Source organism: Saccharothrix sabaoui, assembly GCF_051756985.1.
GTDB lineage: Bacteria > Actinomycetota > Actinomycetes > Mycobacteriales > Pseudonocardiaceae > Actinosynnema.
In genome coordinates, this window is sequence record NZ_JBPKJK010000115.1 from 1 (window position 1) to 22,426 (window position 22,426).

20 protein-coding genes are annotated in these 22,426 nt (G+C 74.5%); 6 read left to right on the forward strand and 14 right to left on the reverse strand.

Going from position 1 to position 22,426, the window contains the following annotated elements; genetic code table 11:
* Positions 1–67: 67 nt before the first annotated feature.
* The 3 genes from ACR807_RS28920 to ACR807_RS28930 form a co-directional block, all read right to left on the reverse strand.
* Entirely contained in the window at positions 68–1,093 is a 1,026-nt protein-coding gene (locus ACR807_RS28920; protein ID WP_438924603.1) for a 6-phosphofructokinase, read from the reverse strand.
* Between the two features lie 111 nt (positions 1,094–1,204).
* Positions 1,205–1,717 (reverse strand): polyadenylate-specific 3'-exoribonuclease AS, encoded by a 513-nt coding sequence (locus tag ACR807_RS28925; protein WP_438924604.1) that lies wholly within the window; start codon positions 1,715–1,717, stop codon positions 1,205–1,207.
* A 38-nt stretch (positions 1,718–1,755) separates the two neighbouring features.
* Complete coding sequence (locus tag ACR807_RS28930) at positions 1,756–2,511, reverse strand: lysophospholipid acyltransferase family protein (protein WP_438924630.1); 756 nt, start codon at positions 2,509–2,511, stop codon at positions 1,756–1,758.
* A gap of 198 nt (positions 2,512–2,709) precedes the next feature.
* On the opposite strand from ACR807_RS28930, the gene ACR807_RS28935 reads away from it, so the two are divergent.
* Positions 2,710–3,198 carry a hypothetical protein gene (locus tag ACR807_RS28935; RefSeq protein WP_438924605.1) on the forward strand — a complete coding sequence of 163 codons (489 nt, stop codon included), beginning with the start codon at positions 2,710–2,712 and terminating at the stop codon, positions 3,196–3,198.
* Positions 3,199–3,205: 7 nt separating this feature from the next.
* Here the strand turns inward: ACR807_RS28935 and ACR807_RS28940 are convergent, their stop codons facing one another.
* The 7 genes from ACR807_RS28940 to ACR807_RS28970 all read right to left on the reverse strand — a co-directional run bounded on the left by ACR807_RS28940 (position 3,206) and on the right by ACR807_RS28970 (position 8,450).
* On the reverse strand, positions 3,206–4,138 hold the full coding sequence (locus ACR807_RS28940; RefSeq protein ID WP_438924606.1) for an anti-sigma factor RsbA family regulatory protein: 933 nt from the start codon (positions 4,136–4,138) through the stop codon (positions 3,206–3,208).
* 91 nt (positions 4,139–4,229) lie between these two features.
* Positions 4,230–5,201, reverse strand: coding sequence for an ROK family glucokinase (locus ACR807_RS28945; protein ID WP_438924607.1), 972 nt, complete (start codon positions 5,199–5,201; stop codon positions 4,230–4,232).
* On the reverse strand, positions 5,195–5,608 hold the full coding sequence (locus tag ACR807_RS28950; RefSeq protein ID WP_438924608.1) for a hypothetical protein: 414 nt from the start codon (positions 5,606–5,608) through the stop codon (positions 5,195–5,197). Before ACR807_RS28950 ends, ACR807_RS28945 begins: the two co-directional genes overlap by 7 nt.
* 5 nt (positions 5,609–5,613) lie before the next feature.
* On the reverse strand, positions 5,614–6,807 hold the full coding sequence (locus ACR807_RS28955) for an ArsA family ATPase (RefSeq protein ID WP_438924609.1): 1,194 nt from the start codon (positions 6,805–6,807) through the stop codon (positions 5,614–5,616).
* Entirely contained in the window at positions 6,808–7,242 is a 435-nt protein-coding gene (locus ACR807_RS28960) for an SRPBCC family protein (RefSeq protein WP_438924610.1), read from the reverse strand. It abuts the gene before it with no gap.
* Between the two features lie 27 nt (positions 7,243–7,269).
* Positions 7,270–8,058 (reverse strand): metallophosphoesterase family protein, encoded by a 789-nt coding sequence (locus ACR807_RS28965; RefSeq protein WP_438924611.1) that lies wholly within the window; start codon positions 8,056–8,058, stop codon positions 7,270–7,272.
* Between the two features lie 11 nt (positions 8,059–8,069).
* On the reverse strand, positions 8,070–8,450 hold the full coding sequence (locus ACR807_RS28970; protein ID WP_438924612.1) for a polyketide cyclase / dehydrase and lipid transport: 381 nt from the start codon (positions 8,448–8,450) through the stop codon (positions 8,070–8,072).
* A gap of 111 nt (positions 8,451–8,561) precedes the next feature.
* Between ACR807_RS28970 and ACR807_RS28975 the strand changes: the two genes are divergently transcribed.
* The 3 genes from ACR807_RS28975 to ACR807_RS28985 all read left to right on the forward strand — a co-directional run bounded on the left by ACR807_RS28975 (position 8,562) and on the right by ACR807_RS28985 (position 14,749).
* Positions 8,562–10,367 carry an AMP-dependent synthetase/ligase gene (locus tag ACR807_RS28975; RefSeq protein WP_438924613.1) on the forward strand — a complete coding sequence of 602 codons (1,806 nt, stop codon included), beginning with the start codon at positions 8,562–8,564 and terminating at the stop codon, positions 10,365–10,367.
* Positions 10,368–10,680: 313 nt separating this feature from the next.
* Positions 10,681–13,662 carry an AfsR/SARP family transcriptional regulator gene (locus tag ACR807_RS28980; protein ID WP_438924614.1) on the forward strand — a complete coding sequence of 994 codons (2,982 nt, stop codon included), beginning with the start codon at positions 10,681–10,683 and terminating at the stop codon, positions 13,660–13,662.
* A 169-nt stretch (positions 13,663–13,831) separates the two neighbouring features.
* Entirely contained in the window at positions 13,832–14,749 is a 918-nt protein-coding gene (locus ACR807_RS28985; protein ID WP_438924615.1) for a phosphatase PAP2 family protein, read from the forward strand.
* Positions 14,750–14,914: 165 nt separating this feature from the next.
* On the opposite strand, the gene ACR807_RS28990 is transcribed toward ACR807_RS28985, so the two are convergent.
* The 4 genes from ACR807_RS28990 to ACR807_RS29005 all read right to left on the reverse strand — a co-directional run bounded on the left by ACR807_RS28990 (position 14,915) and on the right by ACR807_RS29005 (position 20,130).
* On the reverse strand, positions 14,915–16,045 hold the full coding sequence (locus tag ACR807_RS28990; RefSeq protein WP_438924616.1) for a glycosyltransferase family 4 protein: 1,131 nt from the start codon (positions 16,043–16,045) through the stop codon (positions 14,915–14,917).
* A gap of 36 nt (positions 16,046–16,081) precedes the next feature.
* Positions 16,082–17,407: a gluzincin family metallopeptidase gene (locus ACR807_RS28995; RefSeq protein ID WP_438924617.1), complete on the reverse strand. Its 1,326-nt coding sequence runs from the start codon at positions 17,405–17,407 to the stop codon at positions 16,082–16,084.
* A 34-nt stretch (positions 17,408–17,441) separates the two neighbouring features.
* The gene (locus ACR807_RS29000) at positions 17,442–18,482 is read right to left on the reverse strand and encodes a C40 family peptidase (RefSeq protein ID WP_438924618.1); all 1,041 of its coding nucleotides are present in this window, start codon (positions 18,480–18,482) and stop codon (positions 17,442–17,444) included.
* Positions 18,483–18,780: 298 nt separating this feature from the next.
* Positions 18,781–20,130: an NYN domain-containing protein gene (locus tag ACR807_RS29005; RefSeq protein WP_438924619.1), complete on the reverse strand. Its 1,350-nt coding sequence runs from the start codon at positions 20,128–20,130 to the stop codon at positions 18,781–18,783.
* Positions 20,131–20,224: 94 nt separating this feature from the next.
* Between ACR807_RS29005 and ACR807_RS29010 the strand changes: the two genes are divergently transcribed.
* Positions 20,225–21,928: a DEDD exonuclease domain-containing protein gene (locus ACR807_RS29010; RefSeq protein WP_438924620.1), complete on the forward strand. Its 1,704-nt coding sequence runs from the start codon at positions 20,225–20,227 to the stop codon at positions 21,926–21,928.
* Positions 21,929–22,134: 206 nt separating this feature from the next.
* On the forward strand, positions 22,135–22,419 hold the full coding sequence (locus tag ACR807_RS29015; RefSeq protein WP_438924621.1) for an Lrp/AsnC family transcriptional regulator: 285 nt from the start codon (positions 22,135–22,137) through the stop codon (positions 22,417–22,419).
* Positions 22,420–22,426 lie beyond the last annotated feature (7 nt).

Genomic DNA, 22,426 nt, shown 5'->3' on the forward strand with positions numbered 1-22,426 from the left:
AACCTCGCCCGCAAGATCACCCCCCCGGACCTGGGGTTCGGGGGGCCTGGACGTGGTGCGGAGGGGTTTAGCCGAAGAAGACCTCGGCCTCCTGGTAGCGCTCCAGCGGCACGGTCTTCAGCTCGGCGGTCGCCTCGGCCAGCTTCACGCGCACGATGTCCGTGCCCTTCAGCGCGACCATGACGCCGAAGTCGCCCTCGGCGACGGCGTCCACGGCGTGCAGGCCGAACCGGGTGGCGAGCACGCGGTCGTACGCGGTGGGGACGCCGCCGCGCTGCACGTGGCCCAGCACGACCGCGCGGGACTCCTTGCCGGTGCGCTCGGCGATCTCCTCGGCCAGCCAGGTGCCGACGCCGCCCAGCCGCACGTGGCCGAACGCGTCCTTCTCACCGGAGTGCAGCACCTCGGCGCCGCCCTGCGGGATCGCGCCCTCGGCGACCACGATGATCGGGGCGTACTGGCGCTCGAAGCGGCGCTCCACCCACTCGATGACCTGGTCGACGTTGAACTCGCGCTCGGGCACGAGGATGACGTTGGCGCCGCCGGCGAGGCCGGAGTGCAGCGCGATCCAGCCGGCGTGCCGGCCCATGACCTCGACGACGAGGGCGCGGTGGTGGGACTCGGCCGTGGTGCGGAGCCGGTCGATCGCCTCGGTCGCGATGTGCACGGCGGTGTCGAAGCCGAACGTGTAGTCGGTCGCGCCCAGGTCGTTGTCGATGGTCTTCGGCACGCCCACGACGCCGATGCCGTCGTCGGTCAGGCGCTTGGCGACACCCAGGGTGTCCTCGCCGCCGATGGCGATGAGGGCGTCGACGCCGTTCTCCTTGAGCACCTCGCGGATGCGGTCGACACCGCCCTCGACCTTGTAGGGGTTGGTGCGCGACGAACCGAGGATCGTGCCACCCCGGGTCAGGATGTCCTCGACGTCGGCGAGCCCGATCGGCTTGGTCAGGTTCTCGATCGGTCCCCGCCACCCGTTGCGGAAGCCCACGATGTCCCAGCCGTGGGCCTCGATGCCCTTGCGGACCACACCGCGGATGACCGCGTTGAGGCCGGGACAGTCGCCACCGCCGGTGAGCACACCAATACGCATTTGCTTAGCCAATCTCTCTCGTGGCGTGGGTCACCCAAGCGTGACACGTGCTGGATCGGTGCAGCAAGGCAGGGTCCACCCACCGGACGTGACGAACGGGAGAACGCCGGGTCAACGCTGGGAGAACCCGCGGCGCAGGCGCTCCAGCTCGATCACCTTCCACCGCGCCAGGTTGTGCCGGGCGTCGGCCAGCGCGTCGTGCGCGTCGGCGGGCGCCTGCGGCAGGCGCGGCTTGCCCACGTCCTCCCAGCGCTGCCGCAGGTCGCGGGTGAAGCGCGGCAGGCAGCGCGGCAGCGCGGGCATCGGCCCCCAGAGCTGCGCCAGCGCCACGTGGTCGTAGGCCGCGAACCACGCCCACAGCTCGATGTCGTCCCGGTTGGCCTTGGGGCCGCCGAGGAAGTCGAGCAGGTCCTCCCGGATGCGCTCCCGGCTGCGCCAAGCCTTGCTGGCGGGCGGCGGCAGCTGGTTCAGCACGTTCGCCCGCACCCACGGCCCGGCCTTGGCCGGGTCGAACTCGGTGGACACGGCGTAGAACTCGCGGCCTTCCTCGTCGACCACGCCGATGGAGACGAGGTCGATGGTGACCCCGTCCTCGATGAACTCACAGTCGTAGAAGAACCGCACGCGCACACCCTAGGGGGTGCCGGTCGTCGGGGTCCTGGTCAGCCCGCCTTCGTCTCGGGCAGCCGGTCGGGCGGCGGGACCTGCCCGGCGGACGGCGAGCCGGCGGACGACGAGCCGCCGGGCACCTCCTTGGCCTTGGCCGCGTAGACGTCCACGTACTCCTGCCCGGACAGCTCCATCAGGGCGTACATGATCTCGTCGGTGATGGACCGCAGCACGAACCGGTCGCCGGACAGCCCCTCGTAGCGGGAGAAGTCCAACGGCTTGCCGATCTTGATCCGGATCGGGTAGGGCTTCCACATCTTCGAGCCGATGGGGTTGGCCTTGTCCGTGCCGAACATCGCGATCGGGATGACCGGCGCGCCCGACTCCAGGGCGATCCAGGCCACGCCGACCTTGCCCTTGTAGAGCCGGCCGTCCGGCGAGCGGGTGCCCTCCGGGTAGATGCCGAGCAGCTTGCCCTCGCGCACGATCCGCACGCCGGTGTCCAGCGCCCCCTGCGCCGCCGACGCGCTGGACCGGTCGATCGGCACCTGCCCGACGCCGGAGAAGAACCAGCGCTGGAGGGCGCCCTTGAAGCCCTTCCCGGTGAAGTACTCGATCTTGGCGGGGAAGGTGACCCGGCGGGACAGCTTCAGCGGGAGGAAGAACGAGTCGGAGACCGCGAGGTGGTTGCTCGCGAGGATGGCTCCGCCCTCCTTGGGGATGTTCTCCGCGCCCTCGATGATCCGGGGTCGGAAGAACAACTTCAGGAGTGGCCCGAGAAAGATGTGTTTCATCAACCAGTACAGCACCGGTAGGAGCGCCTCCTCGACGTGCTTGATCCCCACGCCAGCCTACGGAGCCGACACCACAAGGCACAACGAAGACCCGCGCGGAGGGGGTACGGTCCGGTGATCGCCCGTCTGACGCGATCCGCAACGCACCGGGGTCGTGGGACGATGGAACCCCTGGCACCCGCCTGTGAAGGCTCGGAGGGTTGGAGCACGCCGATGAACTCCCGACGCGACCCGACCGACGGGCCGGAGGACGTGGACGCGACCTTCGCCGAGATCGTCGCGGGCCTGGAGCGCGAGGGCGTCGGCAGGCGCGCCTGGTCCGACGACGAGGCGGACGACGCAGCGGACGACCAGGCCGACGACGAGGCGGAGCCGGTGAGGCCGGCGAACCCCGGGAGCGGACCGGCGGTGGCCACCGCCGAGGACGACCCCGACGACCTCGACGAGGACGACCCCGACAGCCACTACGTGCCGCCCGACCCGCCGCCGCTGCCCGCGCTGCGGCCCGGGACGATCGCGGCGCTGGTGCTGATCCTGCTGGGCGTGGTGGTGCTGGTCGCCCCCGGCCTGTTCGGGCTGACGGGCGCGGTCGGCACGCCGCTGGCGCTGGTGGTGATGTGCTCGGGCGCCGGGTGGCTGGTGCTGCGGATGCGCAGCGGGCCGCCGCCGGACTCCGGCTGGGACGACGGGGCGGTGCTGTGAGCGCCGCTCAGGAGCCCACGGTCACGCGGATCGTGTAGCCCTCGTCGTCGCGCGTCATCGCCACGTCGCGGCACGTGCGGTGGGTGAGCCACAGGCCGATGCCGGCGCTCGTCGTGTCCTTGGTCGGCATCAGCCCGGCCAGCGGCGACGACGGCCCCGAGCCGCGGTCGGTCACGGCGACGACCACGCGCGTGCGGCCGGCCCAGGCGCGCACGGACACCGGCGGCTTGCCGTGGCACAGCGCGTTGGTCACGGCCTCGCTGGTCGCGTACACGACGTCGTCGCGCTCGTCCCCGGTCAGCGCGGTCGTCGCGACCACCGCGGTCACCGCGTGCCTGGCCTCGGCGGGCGACGGGTCGGTCAGCGCCACGGCGGGCGGGCCGGCCTGGAGCGGGTCGGGGTCGGCGGCGGGCCACGCCCAGCGCGTCGAGTGCTCGGGGTTGGCGGCGTGCCCGCCGTCCGGGCCCACCACGTACGGGTGGGTGCGCAGCACGTCCGCCAGCACCGCGGCCGGGGTGGTGCGCAGGTCGTAGGGGCACAGCCCCCACAGCGGGAACTCGTCGAACACCTCGTTGACCGCGGCCTCGTAGCGCGACCACCAGCCCCACGCGGCGCCGGTCCCGGGGTGCGGCACGTCGCCGACCACGCGGATCTGGTGCGCCCCGGCGTACCCGGCGAACAGCCTGCGGTAGGCGAGGATCGCGTCCGTCGGGCGGCGGTACTGGTCGGCGCACGGCAGGAACACGACGGCCGAGGGGTCGGACACGGCGTCGCGCAGCAGGCGCTCGTTGGCCTCCACGCACGCCACCAGCACCGGTTCGCCGTGCGCGAGGCCCTCGTCCAGGAACGGCACGACGAGGTCGAGGAAGCCGTCGTCGCTGCCGTAGAACGCCGTCTCGTGGAAGTAACCGGCGTGCCCGCTCGCCGCGCCGGTCCTCACGCCGACCCCGGCACGTCGAGCGGTGACACCGGGTCCGGTCCCGGGACACCGCGGGTGCGCATGACGCGACTGTACGCGGCGCGGGCGGCGCTCAGCGGGCCCGACCGTTGCGGGCGGCACGGCCGACGACGTCCCGCGCGAGGGTCGCCACGCCGACGATGCCGGCGTCGTCGCCGAGCTGCGCGGGGCGGATGCGGGCCAGCGGGCGGTGCCCCGCGCCGGTCACCACGGCCGCGTAGCGGTCGCGCGCCTCGTCGAGGAACAGCGGCGCGGACTCGGACACGCCGCCGCCGATCACCACGACCTCCGGGTCGTACACGTCCGCGACGAGGGCCAGCCCCTCGCCGAGCCAGCGGGCCAGGTCGGCCAGGGCGCGCAGCGCGAGCGGGTCGCCGTCGCGGGCCGCGGCGGCGACGCGGCGCCCGGTGACCGCCCGCGAGTCACCCAGCGACTCGCGGGTGAGCAGGGTCGACGCGCCGGGGTGACGGGCCAGCAGCTCGACCGCGGTGGTGCTCAGCGCCGTGCCGCTGCAGTAGCGCTCCCAGCAACCGTTCTTGCCGCACGGGCAGGGCCTGCCGTCGGGCACGAGCCGCAGGTGGCCCAGCTCCGGCGCCACGCCGTGCGCGCCGCGGAACACCTCGCCGTCGATGAGCAGCGCGCCGCCGATGCCGGTGCCGATGGCCACGAGCGCGGCGACGCCGGCGCCGCGGGCCGCGCCGAACCGGTGCTCGGCGAGCGCGGCGGCGTTGGCGTCGTGCTCCAGGACGACGGGCATCCCGACGCGGCGGGAGATCCGGTCCGCCACGGGCGCCTGCCGCCACGCCAGGTGCGGCGCGAACCGCACCGTGCGGCGGTCGGGGGCGACGAACCCGGCCACGGCCAGGCCCACCGCGGTCACCCGGTGCCGCGAGGCGACCTCGGCGACGGTCGCGCCGATGGCCTCCTCCAGGGCTTCCTCACCGCTGGGGGTCGCCGCGCGCGCCGTGTCGAGCACCGCGCCGTCACCGTCCACCACGCCGGCGCGCACGCTCGTGCCGCCGACGTCGACGCCGATGGTCAGCACCGGCTCCCCCGCGCGCGGCGGACGACCGGGATGTGCTGCACGCGCGGCCTCCCCGACCCCGCGTCCGGCTCCGACCCCGCGTCCGGCTCCGACCCCGCGTCCGGCTCCGACCCCGGGTCGGGTCCGGCGGCGGGAGCGGCGGCCCGCTCGGGTTCGGCCAGCGCGGCGCGCAGCACGGCGACCAGCCCGGCCAGGTGCTCGGCGGCCTTCGCGGCCAGCTCGGAGCGGTCGCCCCGGGCCAGCGCCACCGCGTTGCACAGCGGGCACCAGCCGCAGGTCCGCGCGTCGTGGCCCTCGCCGCCCGGCCGGTCCTCGTCCTGGTGGGCGACCCGGTGCAGCCACGGTTGGGCTCTCTCGGCGGCGGCGTCGAGCAGCAGGCGCAGTTCCTCGGCGAGCTTGGCGTCCACGTGCCTCACCGCATCCACAGGTCGGGGTCGGGTGCGAACCGCACGGCCAACCCGGTGTCGTCCAGTTCCGCGCCGGTCACCAGGCAGCGCTTGAGCAGCGACGGCAGGGCGAGGAGCCGCCGCCGGCCGTCCACGGTCACGGCCAGGTCGTCGCCGACCCGGGCGAGTTCCAGCTCGGAGTCGCCGACGGGCAGCGCGACGCGCAGCGTGTACTCGCGCTCGCCGGTCCGCGAGACCTCCAGCAGCGGGCCGTCGCCGGCCTCGCCCTCCAGCGGGTCGCGCCCGAGGTAGAGCCCCTCGGCGACCTCCAGCAGGGCGGCCGTGCCGACGGGTTCGGCGGCGCGGTGCGCGACGGTGCGCAGCGCGGCCAGGTCGGACAGCTCGGCCAGCACGGCGTCCTGCTCGGCGCGGCGGGTGCGCAGCCAGTCGGCGGCCGGGCCGCGGTCGTCGCCGGGGTCGGGCACGACGCGGTTGGCGACGACGCCGTCCACCCGGATGCCCTGGAGCGCGAGCGCCGTCACGGTCCGCCGGGTCTCGGCGGCGACCACCCGCTCGGGGGTCAGCACGAGCCGGACGGCGGTGGTCGGCGAGGTCAGCAGGGCGCGCAGCCGCTCCAGGTCCTCGGCGAGCCGGCCGAGGGCGTCGGCGGTGGCGTCCCACCTCTCCACCGACGTGCTGCCGGCCACCCCGGCGAGCAGGCCGCGCACCACGCGGCGGTGGGTCGGGAACAGCCGTTCGAGGTAGGAGGCGACCGCCTCGGGGAGGGCGAGCAGGCGCAGCGTCTCGGCGGTGGGGCCGCAGTCGACGACCACGACGTCCCACGGCCCGTGCTCGGCGAGCCGCCGCACCTCCGACAGCGCCAGCAGCTCCTCGACGCCGGGCAGCACGGTCAGCTCCTCGGCGTCCAGCTCGTCCACGCCCGCGCCGGCGAGCACGGTCCGCAGGTGGCCGCGCAGGTCGCGCCACGCGTCGTCGACCAGGGCCCGCGGGTCGACCTGGGCGGCCCACAGACCCCCGTCGACCTCGGCGACCTCGGCGGACAGCGGCACGTCGAGCGCGTCGCCCAGCGAGTGCGCCGGGTCGGTGGACACGACCAGCGCCTTGCGGCCACCGGCGGCGAGCGCGGTGGCGGTGGCGGCGGCCAGGGTGGTCTTGCCGACCCCGCCCTTGCCGGTGAACAGCAGCAGCCGGGCGGTCATCTACGCGTTTTCCACCCGGCGCTTGAGCTCCTTGAGCGCGGTGTCCATGATCATCTTCTCGGCCTTGCGGCGGAACAGGCCGATCATCGGCACCACGAGCTGCACCGAGAGCGTGTAGACCACCTCGGTCGAGCCGCCCTTGGGGGTCAGCGCGTAGCTGCCCTCCTGCGACTTCTGCATCTGCCCCTTGACGAGGCGCCACGAGATGCGGTCCGGCGACCACTCGTCGTAGGCCAGCACGTACTCGTCCTTGATCGGGCCCTGGTCGATGTTGAACTTCACCTGGGCCGCCCGGCCGTCCGCCCCGGTCTCCAGCACCTCGGTGCGCTTCACCCCGTTGGCCCACTCGGGGTACGCGTCGAAGTCTGCGATGACCGCCACGATCTCCTCGGGCGTCGCGTCGATGACGATGGACTGGGTGGACTCGTCGGCCATGCCGGGGAGGCTACCCGGTTGTTGACCTCACCAACGCAGCACGTGGGGCGTGCCGGTGCGCTGGAAGTGGCCGACGTTCACGCATTCGGTCCGCCCCACCCGCACGCGCCGCGCCAGCGGCTGGTGGACGTGCCCGAACACCGACCAGCGGGGCCGTTCGCGCTCGATCACGGCCAGCAGCGAGGTGGACCCCAGCTCGGGCCGGCGGGCCACCACGTCGTAGGTCAGCTCGGCCACCGCGGGCGGCACGTGCGTGCACAGCACGTCCACCGCGCCCAGGCCGGCCAGGGCCGCGCCGAACTCCTCCTCGGCGCGCAGGTAGGGCCGCCACGGGCCGCGCCGGTTGGGCACGAACCCGGGGTGCAGCACCGCGCCGCCCGCGAAACCGAACCGCAGCCCGCCGATCTCGGCGACCTCGCCGTCCAGCACGTGCACGCCGTCGCGGGCGAACCGCGGCCACAGGTCGGGGTCGTCGACGTTGCCGGGCGTGGCGTAGGTGGGCGCGGTCATCGCGCCGAACAGCTCCGCGTACTGCTCCTCGACGGCCTCGCGGACCACCTCGGCGGCGTTGTCCAGGCCCTCCCACAGCGACCGCATGTACCGGACGGTCTCCGCGCCGGCCCGGCCGCGCCGCAGCCGGGCGAACACCCCGACCTTCTCCGGGCCGAACACGCGGCCGAGGATGCCCTTGCCGTGGTCGTAGTAGTCGACGAAGTCGACCAGGTCGCCGAGCACCACCAGCGCGTCGGCGCCGTCCCCGGCGCGAGCGAGGGCCTCCGCGTTGCCGTGGACATCCGAGACGACGTGAACCCTCACGGAGGTCGAATCTACGGCAGCGCGGGCGCGACCCCCGGCGGGCGACCGGCCTCCAGGGTCGCCTTGAGGCCGAGCGACACCTCCTTGGCGGCCAGTTGGCGGCGCCGCACCTCCTTCCGGACGCGTTTCGGCGACGCCCCGCCCGCGAGGTCGGCACGCAGGAAGTAATGCAGCAGGGTCCCGTCGAGGACGGGCTCCAGCCACACCTCCATCGTCCCGACCAACGCACCCCCCACCGTCCAGCGCAGTCCCCGCGTCCCCCGGTCGAGGTAGACGTCCAGCACCAGGTCGGGCCACAGCTCCCGCCACGCGGCGGGGGGCGCGAAAGCGGCGGCGACCACGGCGGGGGGCACCGCGAGGAAGGTCTCGTCCACGACGTCGACGGTGGGCACGGGTGGGAAGAGTGCCACGACACGGTTACGGAACCATGCCCCGGCCTGGTGTATCACCGGAATCACAGGCTAAGTTTCCCCACCGGTAACAAACAACGTCCGGAGGTCGACGTGCGCGAGTTCAGCGTCCCCGCCACCGCCACCGTGGCTGCCGAGGAGAACCTCACCGACATGGTGTGGGCGAACGCGGAGCGCTTCGGCAACGCCGTCAGCTTCCGCCGACGCGTGGACGGCACGTGGGTGGACGTCACCGCCCGCGACTTCGCCGCCCAGGTCCTCGCGGTCGCCAAGGGGCTCGTCGCGGCGGGCATCCAGCCCGGTGAACGGGTGGGCCTGATGTCCAAGACCCGTTACGAGTGGACCCTGCTCGACTTCGCGATCTGGCACGCCGGCGGCGTCGTCGTGCCGATCTACGAGACGTCCTCGGCGGAGCAGGTCGAGTGGATCCTCGGCGACTCGGGCGCCAAGGCCGTGTTCGTGGAGACCGACGCCCACCGCGCCACCGTGGACTCGGTCGTGTCCGGCCTGCCCGAGGTGCGGCACGTGTGGCAGGTGGAGGGCCCGGCGGGCGACGCGGCGGGCGCGATCGACGAGCTGACCGCGCTCGGCGCCTCGGTGTCCGACGACGACGCCCGCGCCCGGCGCAAGGAGGTCGGCGCGGACGACACGGCGACCATCGTCTACACCTCCGGCACCACCGGCCGCCCCAAGGGCTGCGAGCTGACCCACTACAACCTGCTGTCCGAGATCCGCGCGGACATCAGCGCGTTCCCGCAGCTCATGCAGGCGGGCAACTCGCTGCTGCTGTTCCTGCCGCTCGCGCACATCCTGGCCCGCGCCATCGCCCTGTGCGGCGTCTACGCCCGGGTCACGCTCGGCCACACCGCCGACATCAGGAACCTCGTCGAGGACCTCCAGTCGTTCCGGCCGACGTTCGTGGTGGCCGTGCCGCGCGTGTTCGAGAAGGTCTACAACGGCGCGAAGCAGAAGGCGCACGCCGGCGGCAAGGGCAAGATCTTCGACGCCGCCGAGGCGACCGCGGTGGCCTACAGCGAGGCGCTGGACACCGGCCGCGCCCCGCTCGGGCTCAAGATCAAGCACGCGGTGTTCTCGAAGCTCGTCTACAGCAAGCTCCAGGCGGCGCTGGGCGGCCGGTGCATCGCGGCGGTGTCCGGCGGCGCCCCGCTGGGCGCGCGGCTGGCGCACTTCTTCCGCGGCGTGGGCGTGCCGGTGCTGGAGGGCTACGGCCTGACCGAGACCAGCGCGGCGGCGTGCGTGAACACCGAGACCGCGTTCCGCGTCGGCACGGTGGGCCGCCCGGTGGCCGGCACCGCGGTGCGCATCGCCGAGGACGGCGAGATCCTGATCAAGGGCGACGTGGTGTTCCGCAGCTACTGGAACAACCCGACCGCCACCGGCGAGGCGCTGGAGGACGGCTGGTTCCACAGCGGCGACCTCGGCGAGCTGGACGGCGACGGCTTCCTCAGGATCACCGGCCGCAAGAAGGAGATCATCGTCACGGCGGGCGGCAAGAACGTCTCCCCCGCCGTGCTGGAGGACCGCCTGCGCGCCCACCCGCTGATCAGCCAGTGCATGGTGGTCGGCGACGCGCAGCCGTTCATCGGGGCGCTCGTCACGATCGACCCCGAGTTCTTCCCGTCGTGGCGGGAGCAGCACGGCAAGCCCGCGTCGACGACCGTGGCCGACCTCGTGGACGACGAGGTGCTGCGCGCCGAGATCCAGGCGGCCGTGGACGAGGCCAACCAGGCGGTGTCCAAGGCGGAGGCGATCAAGAAGTTCCGCATCCTGCCGGTGGACTTCACCGAGGCCGGCGGCGAGATGACGCCGAGCCTCAAGCTGCGCCGCTCGGTGGTCGCGTCCACCTACAAGCAGGACATCGAGGCGATTTACAGCTGATCCGCCCACGGCGGGCGGGCCGGAGGTTTACCCTCCGCCGAACGGGACACAAAAGACGAGTGGCACGCACCTCGCGGTGCGGGCCACCCGACCCCCAGTGATCGCGTATCCGCTGACGCGGACCCGAGAAGTTCTGCCGCCCCGGTCCCCCGACCGGGATGGCACAAGACTGCCGCACAGCGCTGTCGTATCGCTGACGCGGCGATGACTCGTGCCGTCAGCGGCTGCCCGGCGCTGCGCCCGGACCGCCGGAACGAGGGGACGCGAGCGGATGGGCCAAGGGCCGTGGTTCGGCCTCCTAGGCCCTCTTGACGTGCGCATACACGGTCAGGCCGTGCCCGTCCGGGCGGGCAAGCACCGGGCCCTGCTCGCGGCGCTGTCGCTGCGCGCCGGCCGGGTCGTCTCGATTGGCGAACTGGTGTCGTTCCTCTGGGGCGGCTCGCCGCCCGCGCGCACCCGCGGCACGCTCCAGACCTACGTGATGCGGCTGCGGCAGCTGCTGGGCGACCCGTCGCTGATCCGGACCACCCCCGACGGCTACCGGCTGGTCGTGCCGCCGGAGCACGTCGACGTGCACCGGTTCGCCACCACCGCGGACCTGGCCCGGCAGGCCGCCCGGTCCGGTCGACCGGCCGACGCGGCCGAGCTGTACGCCGAGGCGCTGTCGCTGTGGCGCGGGCCGGCGCTGGCGGACGTGCCCTCGGAGTCGCTGCGCGCCGACGAGGTGCCGCGGCTGGCCGAGCGGCTGCTGGTCGTGCACGAGGAGCGCAACGACGTCGAGCTGGCACTGGGCAACCACGAGCGGCTGGTGCCGGTGCTGCGCGCGCTGACCGCCGACCACCCGCTGCGCGAGCGGTTCTGGGCGCAGCTGATGGTCGCGCTGTACCGGGCCAGCAGGCAGGCCGAGGCGCTGGCGGCGTTCCGGCAGGTCGACCGGCTGCTCGACGAGCAGCTCGGCATCGAACCGGGCGCTGCGCTGCGCGCGGTGCACCAGGCGATCCTGGTGGGTGACCCGGCCCTGGCCGCGCCCGGCGAGCGCGTCGACCGGGACGTGCCCGACGACCTGCCGCCCGACGTGCCCGCCCTGGTGGGGCGGGAGGAGCTGGTGGACCGGATCTCCCGGCTCGTCGCTCCCCCGTCGGCGCCGGGCACCGCCGTGCCGGTCGTGGCGCTGACGGGCGCGCCCGGCGTGGGCAAGACCGCGCTGGCGGTGCACGTGGCGCACCGGCTGCGGGAGCGGTTCCCCGACGGGCGGCTGTACGCGGACCTGCGCGGGTACGCGCCGGGGCCGCCGACGTCGGTGGCGGAGGTGCTGACCCGGTTCCTGCGGGCGCTGGGCGTGCCGCCGGAGCAGATCCCGGTGGACCTCGACGAGCAGTCCACCCTGTTCCGCTCCCTGCTCACCGGCCGCCGGATGCTGCTGGTGCTCGACAACGCCGCCGCGCCCGACCAGGTGCGCCCGCTGCTGCCGGGCGCGGCGAGCTGCCCGGTGCTGGTGACGAGCCGCGACGACCTGCGCGGCCTGATCGCCGTGGACGGCGCGCGGCGCGTGCCGCTGGACGTGCTGGGACCGGACGAGGCGCAGGTGCTGCTCGGCCGGACCGGGCAGGCCGCCCGCGAGCTGGCCCGCCGCTGCGGGTACCTGCCGCTGGCGCTGACCGTGGCGGCGGCGTCGGTGGGCGGCGGGTCGCTGACCCGCTACCTGGACCGGCTGGGCGACCGGCACCCGCTCGACCTGGCGCTCGACGCCCTCACGCCGGCGGCGCGGCGGTTGTTCGGGCTGCTCGGCGTCGTGCCGGGACCGGACTTCACCGCCGACGCCGCCGCGCGCGTGGCGGACCTGCCGGTGGGCGAGGCGGCGTCGCTGCTCGACCGGCTCGCCGGCGCACGGCTCGTGCGGGCGTCGGGCGGGCGGTACTCGTTCCACGACGTCCTGGCCCGCTTCGCGGTGCCGGGGGCGGGGGACGCGGAGGACGCCCGGCTGCGGCTGCTGGAGTTCTACGTGCGGGCGGTCGACCACTGCGCGGAGCTGCTGTACCCGGACCTGATGCGCCTGCCCACGTCGCAGTCCGCGCCTGCTTCCGCTTCCCCCGGCCTGCGCCTACCCGGCGTGGAGACCCCCTCACAGGCCCGCGCCTGGCTGGACGCGGAACGGGCGAACCTGACCGCGGCGATCCGGTCGGCGGCCGAACGGGGCCCGGCGGCCGTGTCGTGGCGGCTGGCGGACGCGCTGCGCGGCTACCTGCTGATCGGCAAGCACGTGGCCGACTGGCTGTCGACCGCGCGGTACGGCCTGCACGCCGCGCACGAGCAGCGCGACGAGGCCGGTGAGGCGGCGATGCACCAGAACCTCGGCACGCTGCACTGGCGGCTCGGCGACTTCGCCACGTCCGTCGCGCACTACACGCGGGCCGTGGAGCTGCACCGGGCGTCGGGCGACCTGGCGTCCGAGGCGGGGGTGCGCGGCAGCCTCGGCGTGGTGCGGATGGAGGCGGGCGACCTGGCGTCGGCGCGCAACGACCTGGAGACGTGCCTGGCGCTCAAGCGCGAGGCCGGCGGGCCGAGGTCGGGTGAGACGGGCGTGCTGACGGACCTCGGCGCGTTGGCGGTCGAGACCGGGGAGCTGGCCGAGGCCGTCGATTTCCTGGGTGACGCGCTGGCGATCAGCGTCGAGCACGGGCTGAGGGGGAGCCGGATCACGGCGTTGACCCTGCTCGGCGTGGCGGCGCAGCTGATGGGCGAACCGCGGCGGGCTCTGGGGCACCTGGACGAGGCGCTCCGCCTGGCGACCGAGGGCGGGTTCCGCGAGGCGGCGGCGAGGGCGTTGGAGAGCACCGCGTCGGTGCGGCTGGACCTGGGCGAGCACGCCGAGGCGCTGGCGCTGGCGGACCGCGCGCTGGCCGAGCTGCGGGAGGGCGGTGACCAGCGGATCACGACGAACGTCCTGGTCGCGATGGCGGGCGCCCACGTGGGCCTGGCCTCGCTCCGGGTGGCGGACGAGCAGTACCAGCAGGCGCTGACCAAGGCCCGCCGCATCGGTTACCGGCCCGGTGAGGCGAGGGCCCTGGTCGGCCTGGCGGGCGTCCGCAGGCTGGTGGGCGAGTTGCCGGAAGCGCGCGCCCTGGCGACCCAGGCGGTCACCCTGACCGCCCGCCTGGGTCTGCGCATCACCGAACACCTGGCCCGCACCGAACTGGCCACCACCCTCACCGCCGCCGGTGACCACCTGGCCGCGACCACCGAACTGCGACGCGCGGCCGAACTGGCCGACCTGACCGGCTACCGGCTCCCCTGACCCCCACCGGCCTCGTTCAACAATCCTACAAACACGAACCAGCCCAAGATTCACCAGATTCACTCGTTCAACAATCCCCTGCTCACCTCCTCGCTGATCGGCACGCCGGGCGCCGAACCCCCTCCTGGTCCACGATGTCGGTGCGAACGGACCAGTGGAGGCGGCAGGCGTGGTGGTGGACGGCGAGGTGGTGGACGGCGAGGTGGTGGACGGCGGGGTGGACCAGCGGCCGGTCGCCCTGGCGACTTCTCGGCGGTGGCAGGTCGTCGCGGTCGCCGCCTTCGCGGTGGCGGCACTGGTCTACGTGCTCGCCGTGTGGACGACGGCGGGCCAGGAGCTGGAGAACGCCGCCTTGCGGGGCGCGGACCAGGTCGACGAGGCCCAGGCAGGTCAGGCGTGGGGGGCGCTGGACGAGATCACCGTCTACTCGTTGGCGGCGGCCACGCTGGCGATCGCGCTGGTCGGCGCGCTGCGGCGGCGTTGGGACCTCGTGGTCGCGTCGGTCGGGGTGATCGTGCTCGGGCAGGTCGTCGTCCAGGTCCTCAAGCGGTTCGTGCTGGTGCGTCCCCCGCTGGTGGAGGTGACGGGCGACTACGCCCACAACAGCCTGCCCAGCGGGCACACCACGATCGCCATGACCGTCCTGTTCGCCGCCGTGATCGTCGCGCCCCACCGGTGGCGCGGCGTGGTGATGCTCCTGGTGCTGCCGTGGGCGGTCGGCATCGGTCACTACACCCTCACCGCGAAGTGGCACCGGCTCAGCGACACCCTCGCCGCGGACGCGATCGCGCTGGGCCTGGCGGCGTTGGCGTCGTGGTGGCTGGTGCGCCGCGGCGCTCTGCACCGCTACGAGGGCCGCCGCCGGGTCGGCCGGGTCGTCATCGGATCGCTCGCCGCGCTGTCCGCCCTGATCGGGCTGGTCCTCGGCGGCATCCTCTGGGGCGTGCCGCTCGTCCGCGTCGGCCTGACCGGGACGGTGCGCGACCACGAGTGGGTCGTCTACCTCGGGGCGGGGTCGTTCGCCTCCGCCGGGTCGATCACCGCAGCGCTGGTCTTCCTCGTTTCCTGGCGTCGACTGGCGACCTGAAGGAACGGTCGAGGACCGGGTCGCCACGCGCAGCCCGCCGCGCCGAAGCCGACCGCCCAACGCCCGTAGCTCGGAAACGGCTGCCAAGACCAAGTGGAACAGGCAGCCCAGGCGAAGCAGGTGGGGCGGTCAGCGCAGGAGCAGCCGGGTTCGACTGGGGCGGGGTTAATTGTTCAACAATCCAACCAGGCGATCGGCCAGGGCGTCCCAGCGCCATTCGCGGGTCACCCACTCGCGGCCGGCTTCGCCCATCTTCGCCGCCAGGCCCGGGTCGGCCAGCAGGGTCGCCACCGAGGACGCCACCTCCGCCACGTCCCGCCCGTCGACCACCCGGCCCGTCACACCGTCCCGCACCGTCTCCGGCGCACCACCCGACCGACCCGCCACCACGGGCAGCCCGGTCGCCGACGCCTCCAGGTACACGATGCCCAGCCCCTCGACGTCCAGCCCGCGCCCCCGCGTCCGGCACGGCATCGCGAACACGTCCCCCGCGTTGTAGTGCGCCGCCAACTCCTGCCACGGCACCGACCCGGTCAGCACCACGTCCCCGGACACGCCGACGTCCGACGCCAACCGCTCCAACGTCCCCCGGTACGGCCCACCGCCCACGACCAGCAACGCCGCCCCCGGCACCCGCCTGCGGATCTCCGGCAACGCCCGCACCAGCACGTCCTGCCCCTTGCGCGGCACCAGCCGGGACACGCACACCACCACCGGCCGGTCCCCCAGGCCGTACCGGGCGCGCAGCTCCTCCCGCGCCCCCGCGTCCGGCTTGAACACCGACGTGTCCACACCGGACGGCAGGTGCTCCAGCGCCGCCATCGGCCCGAACGCCGCCGAGAAGCGCGACCGCGTGTACCGGCTCACGTACGTCACCACGTCCACCCCGGACCCGATCCGCCGCAGCGCCTGCCGCGCCCCCGGCAGCATCGACCAGCCCACCTCGTGCCCGTGCGTCGACGCCACGACCCGCTCCGCCCCCGCCGACCGCAGCCACGGCGCCATCAGCGCCAGCGGGGCCGCCGCGCCGAACCACGCGGCGTCGCAGCGGGCACCGCGCAGGATGTCGGACGCACGCCGCAGCACGTCGGGCGTCGGCAGCATCAGCGTCCCGGGGTGCCGGACGACCTCGAACGGCTGCACCTCGTCGAACTCGGGGTGCGACCCGGCGGGCGAGGTCCACGACGGCGCGTACACCACGAGCTCGGGCAGCCGCACGGCCAGCGCGTGCAGGTACGCCTGGATGCCCCCGGGCCGGGGCGGGAAGTCATTGGTCACCAACAGGGTCCGACGCACGCGCCCACGTTACGGGAAGGCCCCCGCGGGCGATCCCTACGGGAACGTCGCCCGGAGGAACTCCCGCCAGCCCGCGACCAGGCCGGCGGTGTCCAGGCCGGTCTCCTCGACCAGCACGGCGTCCACCGCGGACGCGGGCACCCGCGCCAGCCGCCGGTAGAGCGCCACCAACCCCGGTTCGCCCAGCGTCGAGGCCAGGTACAGGTTCAGCGACCACGCCTGCTGGTAGGCCAGTTCCATCCCGGCCCCCCGGAAGTCCTCGTCCGGGGGCGGCCCGGTCGGGGGCGACTCGCGCACCTGCGCGGCCAGCAGCGGCGCCGCCTTGCGCGGGGGCACGTCGCTGCGCCGGTAGCCCACGTAGTCGGCGAACCCCTCCAGCAGCCACATCGGCGCGCCGTCGACGGTCTCGCCGCGCGCCGCGACGTGGGTGATCTCGTGCCGCAGCAGCACGCGCAGCGCCAGCGGCGACAGCTTGCCCGCGCTCTCGGGGTTGAGCACGACCCGCTGGCCGAGCGCGGTGCGCGTCACGGGGTCGACCCGGTCGGCGACGGCGACGCCCGCGATGGTGCCGGTGGCGAACCCCGGCCCGACCAGGGCCCGCATCTCCTCCGGGCCGCCCGGGACCAGGACGGCGACCTGCCGCGACCAGGCGTCGCCCCACACCTCGGTGACCGCGCGCACCGCGCCGTCCAGCTCGGCGAGCACCCGCGCGGCCAGCACCTCGCCACCGGGGTGGCTGAGCACGAACCCGCCGGTCCCGGTGATCACGTGGCACGGCCCGAAGTCCCACGGCCCGCGCCACGTGCGCTTGCCGACGGCCTCCAGCGCGGTGTCGGAGTTGAGGTACCAGCGGTCGCCGTGACGGGTGAACAGGTACGCCATGGGGTGGCTGCCGGCCGCCGCGTCGACGCCCCGCAGCCGGTAGGACAGCCGCACGTCGGGTGCCCACGACTCGTCGGCGGCGGGCAGCGCCACCGACCCGAGGTCCGCGCCGCCGCCGGAGGCGAGGTAGCCCCACTCCTCGACCGGCACGGCGGCGAGGTTGCGGAACAGGTCGCGCTGCCGCTGCCGGAACGCCGGGTCGGCGCCCGGGTCGAGGTCGGCGGTGAACGCGGCCTCGTCGCGTTCCAGCAGCGCCCTGGCCCGCCGGTCGAGCAGCGCGCGGACGGCGGCCTCGCGCGGCGCGTCGACCGGGGCCGAGGCGGTGGCCGACGGCGGTGACGCGCCCGGCGGCACGACGGCCACCGCGAGGCCGGACAGGAAGGTCACGACGACCACGAGGGCCAGCAGGACCCGGTAGCGGCTCACGAACCTCCAGTCGACGTGCCCGGCGGACGACCCGCGCAGACGGGACGGGGCCACCCCGTTACCAGGATGGCCCCGCGCAGGTCCGACGTCAGCCCGCGATGCGCCGCATCGCGTAGATGGAGCCGGGCTCGTTGAGACCGACGACCTTGACCGGGACGCCGTCGGTGGAGGCGTGCACGACGCGGCCGTTGTCGACCGCCATGCCGACGTGCATGCCGCCGTTGTAGATGATCAGGTCGCCCGCGGTGACCTCGCCGCGGCTGACCGCGCGGCCCGCGCCCGCCTGGCCCTGGCTGGTGCGCGGGATGCTGACGCCCGCCGCCGCGTAGGACTTCATGGTCAGGCCGGAGCAGTCGTACACGTTCGGGCCGGTCGCGCCGTACGAGTACATCTTGCCGATCTGGGCGAGCGCGAAGTCCAGCGCCTCGCCCGCCGCGCCCGACGGGATGGCCACGTCCGGGCGTTCGCCCGCGTCGGCCAGGGTGGTGCGCTCGGCCGAGGTGAGGCGGTTGAGCTGGGTCTTGACCTCGTCGATCTGCCCGTTGAGCTCGCTCTGGCGCTTCTTGACGTCCTCGGCGATGCGGGTCGCCTCGTCGGTCGCGGCCTGCGCGCGGCCCTGGGCGTCCGCGGCCTTCGCGCGGGCGTCCTCGGCGGCGTCGACCGCGCCGGACAGCTTCGCGAGGGCCTCCTCGTTGTCCGAGGCGAGCACGCCCAGCGCGGACATGCGGTTGAGGAAGTCCTGCTGGGAGTCGGACACCAGCAGCGCCGAGAGCTGGTTGAACCGCGCGCCCTCGAACGACGCCTCGGTCAGCTTGTCGACCTGGCCGCGGAAGTTCTCCTCGTCGGCCTTCGCCTGGTCACCCGCCTGGGTGGCCTGGGCGAGGTCGGCGTTGGCCTTGTCCAGCTCGGTCTGGTTGGCGTTGCGCTGCTCCTCGGCGCGCAACAGCTCCTCGTTGAGCTTGGTGGCCTGCTCGGCCAGCTCGTTGTACTTCTTCAGCGCCTCGGAGGCGTTCGCGGGCGTGTTGGGCTGGGCTCCGGCGGGTACGGGCAGAACGCCCACCGCGGCAGCGGCCACCGCCGTGGCCGCCATCGCCCCGCGCAGGCCGCGCTTGAGTCGTTGCGACGCCACAGTCGCGTGAGTCTCCTTCAGTGTGAACCGCCTAGCCGGTTCCGGGCGCGTGACGCGACCCGGCAGCCCTGAGCTCGTGTCCGGCTCGGCACCCCGACAGGCCGATTCGGCGGTGACCCCGTGTCGCCGGCCAGGCTGGCCGGCATGCTCGCCACGAGATCTCGGCTAGGTTACGAAACACCGGGGTCAGCGTCCACCACCGGGGTCCCCTAAACACGCAAAGTCGCCACAGAAGCTCGGACTGCACGGCTGTGACCTTGTCGTGTGTCACCCGACAGTGTGAAAAATACGATGTGTCTCACACCCGGCCAAGGCGTGCCAGCAGCACCGCGGACGGCACCGGGTGCGCGCCCCGCCGTCGGACGGAGTCCGCGACCGCCCGGTCGGACGTCACCACGACGACCGGACGGCCCTCGGGCTCGGCCGTCACCAGAGCCCGGATCACGTCGTCCGCCAGCACGCCCGGATCGCTGAACAGCACCCGCACCCCGCGCGGCGCGGACGTCGGCACGGCGACCACGCCCGCGCCGTCGAACACCAGCGTCACCTCCGCGCCGGTGCGGGCCGCCAGCACGGCCAGCTGGTGCACGAGCCGGTCGCGCTGGTCGGACAGCGACAGCTCCGGGTAGCCGGTCTTGGTGACGTTGTAGCCGTCCACGATCAAGTGAACCGCGGGCAGCGCCAGCAGCCGGTCCAGGGCCGCCGGGTCCTCCACCCGCCCGACCGCGCCCTGCGCCGCGCTGGCGCCCCGCACGAGGTCGGCGGGACGCGGTCCGGCGCCGCCCAGCGCCAGCTCCCGCCGCAGGCCGTTCACCGCGCCGTCCAGCGTGTCCACCAGCAGCGCCAGCCGCACCTCGTCGGCCTGGCGGGCCTCCTTGGCCGACTGCCGCGCCACCTCGGCGTCGGCGGCGGCCCGCCGCGCCCTGGCGCGCTCGTTCTCGGCCCGCTCGCGCTCCCGGTCGCGCTCCGCGGTCAGCCGCCGCACCTCCGCCGCCGCCTCGGCGCGCACCCGCTCGACCTCGGCCGCCGCCGCCTCGGCGCGGTCCTTGGCCTCCTTGAGCCGCACGCCCTGCTCGCGGTGCTTCTTGCGCAGCCGGTCGAGCTCGACCTCGACCTCCTCGCGCACCTTCTCCGCCGCTCCGCCCGCCGCGACCCGCTCCGCCCGGAGCCGCTCCAGCTCCGCCTCCAGGCGTTCGAGCCGCTGCAAGGCGCCGTCCCGCTCGGTGCGCAGCGCCGCGTCCGCGCCCCGCCGGGCCACCAGCTCCACGAAGTGCGCCGCGACCTCCTCGCCCTGGAGGATCGCCGCCGCGCCGGCCGCGACCGGGTCCGGCGAGGTGGTCTCCAGGGCCGCGGGCCGGTTGCGCTGCAACCACTCCACGACCGCCGCGCGGAAGTTCGACGACGACCGCAGCCCGCTGATCAGCGGACCGCTGCCGAGCCTGGCACGCTTGGTGGGGGCGAACCGCGCCACCGCGCGCAGCGACTGCGGCACGTCGACCTTGGCCAGGTCGCCCAACGCGTCCGCGCTCAGCTCCGCCAGCCGCGCGCGCAGCGGCTCGGGCAGCGAGGACCAGTCCACGGTGGACTCGACGGCCTGCTCCGGCTCCAGGTCGTCGTCCTCGTCGAGGGGCGCTATCGGGTCTTGCACCCGTACAGGCTACGGCTCGCACCCACCACCCACCGATCCGGTAACGCGAGGTCGCCCCCGGAGTGTCGGACCACCCGGCTACCGTGCCCGGCTGATGACTACTCAGCTCACGTTCGACGAACTGGGCACCCCGCTGCGCGAGACCACCTTCGTGGTGGTCGACCTGGAGACCACGGGTGGCCGGGCGGACGAGGACGCCATCACCGAGATCGGCGCGGTCAAGGTCCGCGGCGGTCGGGTGATCGGTGAGTTCGGCACCCTCGTCGACCCCGAGCGGGGCATCCCGCCGCAGGTCGTGGCCCTGACCGGGATCACGCAGGTGATGGTGGCGGGCGCGCCGTCGCTGCGCGTCGTGCTGCCCGCGTTCCTGGAGTTCGCCGCCGGCGCGGTCCTGGTGGCGCACAACTCGGGCTTCGACGTCGGCTTCCTCAAGGCCGCGTGCGCCCGCCTGGGCTACGCCTGGCCGAAGCCCACGGTCGTCTGCACGGTCCGCCTGGCCCGCCGCGTGCTCACCCGCGACGAGGCGCCCAGCGTCCGCCTGTCCGCGCTCGCGCAGCTGTTCGGCGTGCCCGTCACGCCCAACCACCGGGCGCTGGTCGACGCCCAGGCCACCGTCGAGGTCCTGCACCGGCTCCTCGAACGGGTCGGCAACCTCGGCGTGCACTCGCTGGAGGAGCTGCTCGCCTACCTGCCCGAGGTCACCCCGGAGCAGCGGCGCAAGCGCACCCTCGCCGCCGACCTGCCGTCCACGCCGGGCGTCTACCTGTTCCGCGGGCCGTCCGAGGAGGTCCTGTACGTCGGCACGGCCTCCGACCTGCGCCGCCGGGTCCGCCAGTACTTCACCGCCAGCGAGGGCCGCAAGCGCTTGCGCGAGATGGTCGCCCTGGCCGTGCGGGTGGACGTCGTCGAGTGCGCGCACCCGCTGGAGGCCCAGGTCCGCGAGCTGCGCCTGATCACCGCGCACAAACCGGCCTACAACCGCCGCTCGAAGAACCAGGCCGGCGCGTGGTGGCTCGCCCTGACCGACGAGCTGTTCCCGCGCCTGTCCGTGGTCCGCACGCCGCGCGAGGGCGCCTTCGGCCCCTTCCGCACGCGCCGCGTCGCCGAGGCGGCCCAGGAGACCCTCCAGGAGGCCATCCCGCTGCGCGCGTGCTCCCAGCGCATCCCGCGCAACGCGGCGGGGTCCCCGTGCGCCCTGCTCGAACTGGGCCGCTGCAAGGCGCCGTGCGCGGGGAAGCAGTCCCCCGACGACTACGCGCCCGCCGCCGCGGCCTTCCGCGCCCTCGTCGCGGGCGAGGACACCGCGCCGCTGTCCGCCCTGGCCGCGCACCTGGACGAGCTGGCCGCCGCGCACCGGTTCGAGGACGCAGCCACCCACCGCGACCGGGCGTCGTCGCTGGTCCGCGCCCTGGACCTGGCCCAGCGCCTGGCGGGCCTGGCCGCCCTGCCCGAACTCGTCGCCGCCCGCCCGGACGGCTCCGGCGGCTGGCACTTCGCCGTCGTCCGGCACGGTCGCCTGGCCTCGGCCGGCACCGCGCCCCGGGGCGTCCGCCCCATGCCGGTGGTGGACGCCCTGGTGGCCGCCGCCGAGACCGTCGTGCCCGGCCCGGGACCGCTGCGCGGCGCGCCGCCGGAGGAGACCGCCGTCGTGCTGCGCTGGCTCGACCAGCCCGGTACCCGCCTCGTGCACTGCGACACGCCGTGGACCTCGCCGGCGGGCGCGGCGGGCGCCTGGCGCGACTGGGTGGCGCGCGCCGAGGCGGGGCGCGACCAGTACCGGGCCGACACCGGCCACTGACCGGCCGGGCACGCGACCAGGCAGGCGGGCAGACCGGGCGGGCAGGCCGACCGGGCGGGCGGGCCGGGCTGGGCAGGCGGGCCGGGCTGGGCAGGCCGGGCACGCAAGCCGGGCAGGCGGGCAGGTCGTCGGCTGGGCAGGTCGTCGGCCGGGCGGGCCACTAGCATGTGGGCGGTCGACACCCCGACTCCCCCAGGAGGACCCCCGTGATCACCGCGATCGTGCTGATCCAGGCCGCCGCCGACACCATCCCGGACGCGGCGCAGGCGATCGCCGACATCGAGGGCGTCACCGAGGTCTACTCGTGCGCGGGCGACGTGGACCTGATCGCGCTGGTCAAGGTGGCCCGCCACGAGGACCTCGCCGACCTGGTCCCCGGCCGCATCTCCAAGGTCCCCGGCGTGCTCAACACCGACACGCACATCTCGTTCCGCTCCTACTCCAAGCGCGACACGGAGGCGGCGTTCGCGATCGGCCTCGACGACGCCTGATCGCACC

Excerpts from the sequence above, each read along its gene's own strand:
- ACR807_RS28920 (WP_438924603.1), bottom strand. The coding sequence starts at position 1,093 with ATGCGTATTGGTGTGCTCACCGGCGGTGGCGACTGTCCCGGCCTCAAC.
- ACR807_RS28935 (WP_438924605.1), top strand. The coding sequence starts at position 2,710 with ATGAACTCCCGACGCGACCCGACCGACGGGCCGGAGGACGTGGACGCG.
- ACR807_RS28955 (WP_438924609.1), bottom strand. The coding sequence starts at position 6,807 with ATGACCGCCCGGCTGCTGCTGTTCACCGGCAAGGGCGGGGTCGGCAAG.
- ACR807_RS28960 (WP_438924610.1), bottom strand. The coding sequence starts at position 7,242 with ATGGCCGACGAGTCCACCCAGTCCATCGTCATCGACGCGACGCCCGAG.
- ACR807_RS29010 (WP_438924620.1), top strand. The coding sequence starts at position 20,225 with ATGACTACTCAGCTCACGTTCGACGAACTGGGCACCCCGCTGCGCGAG.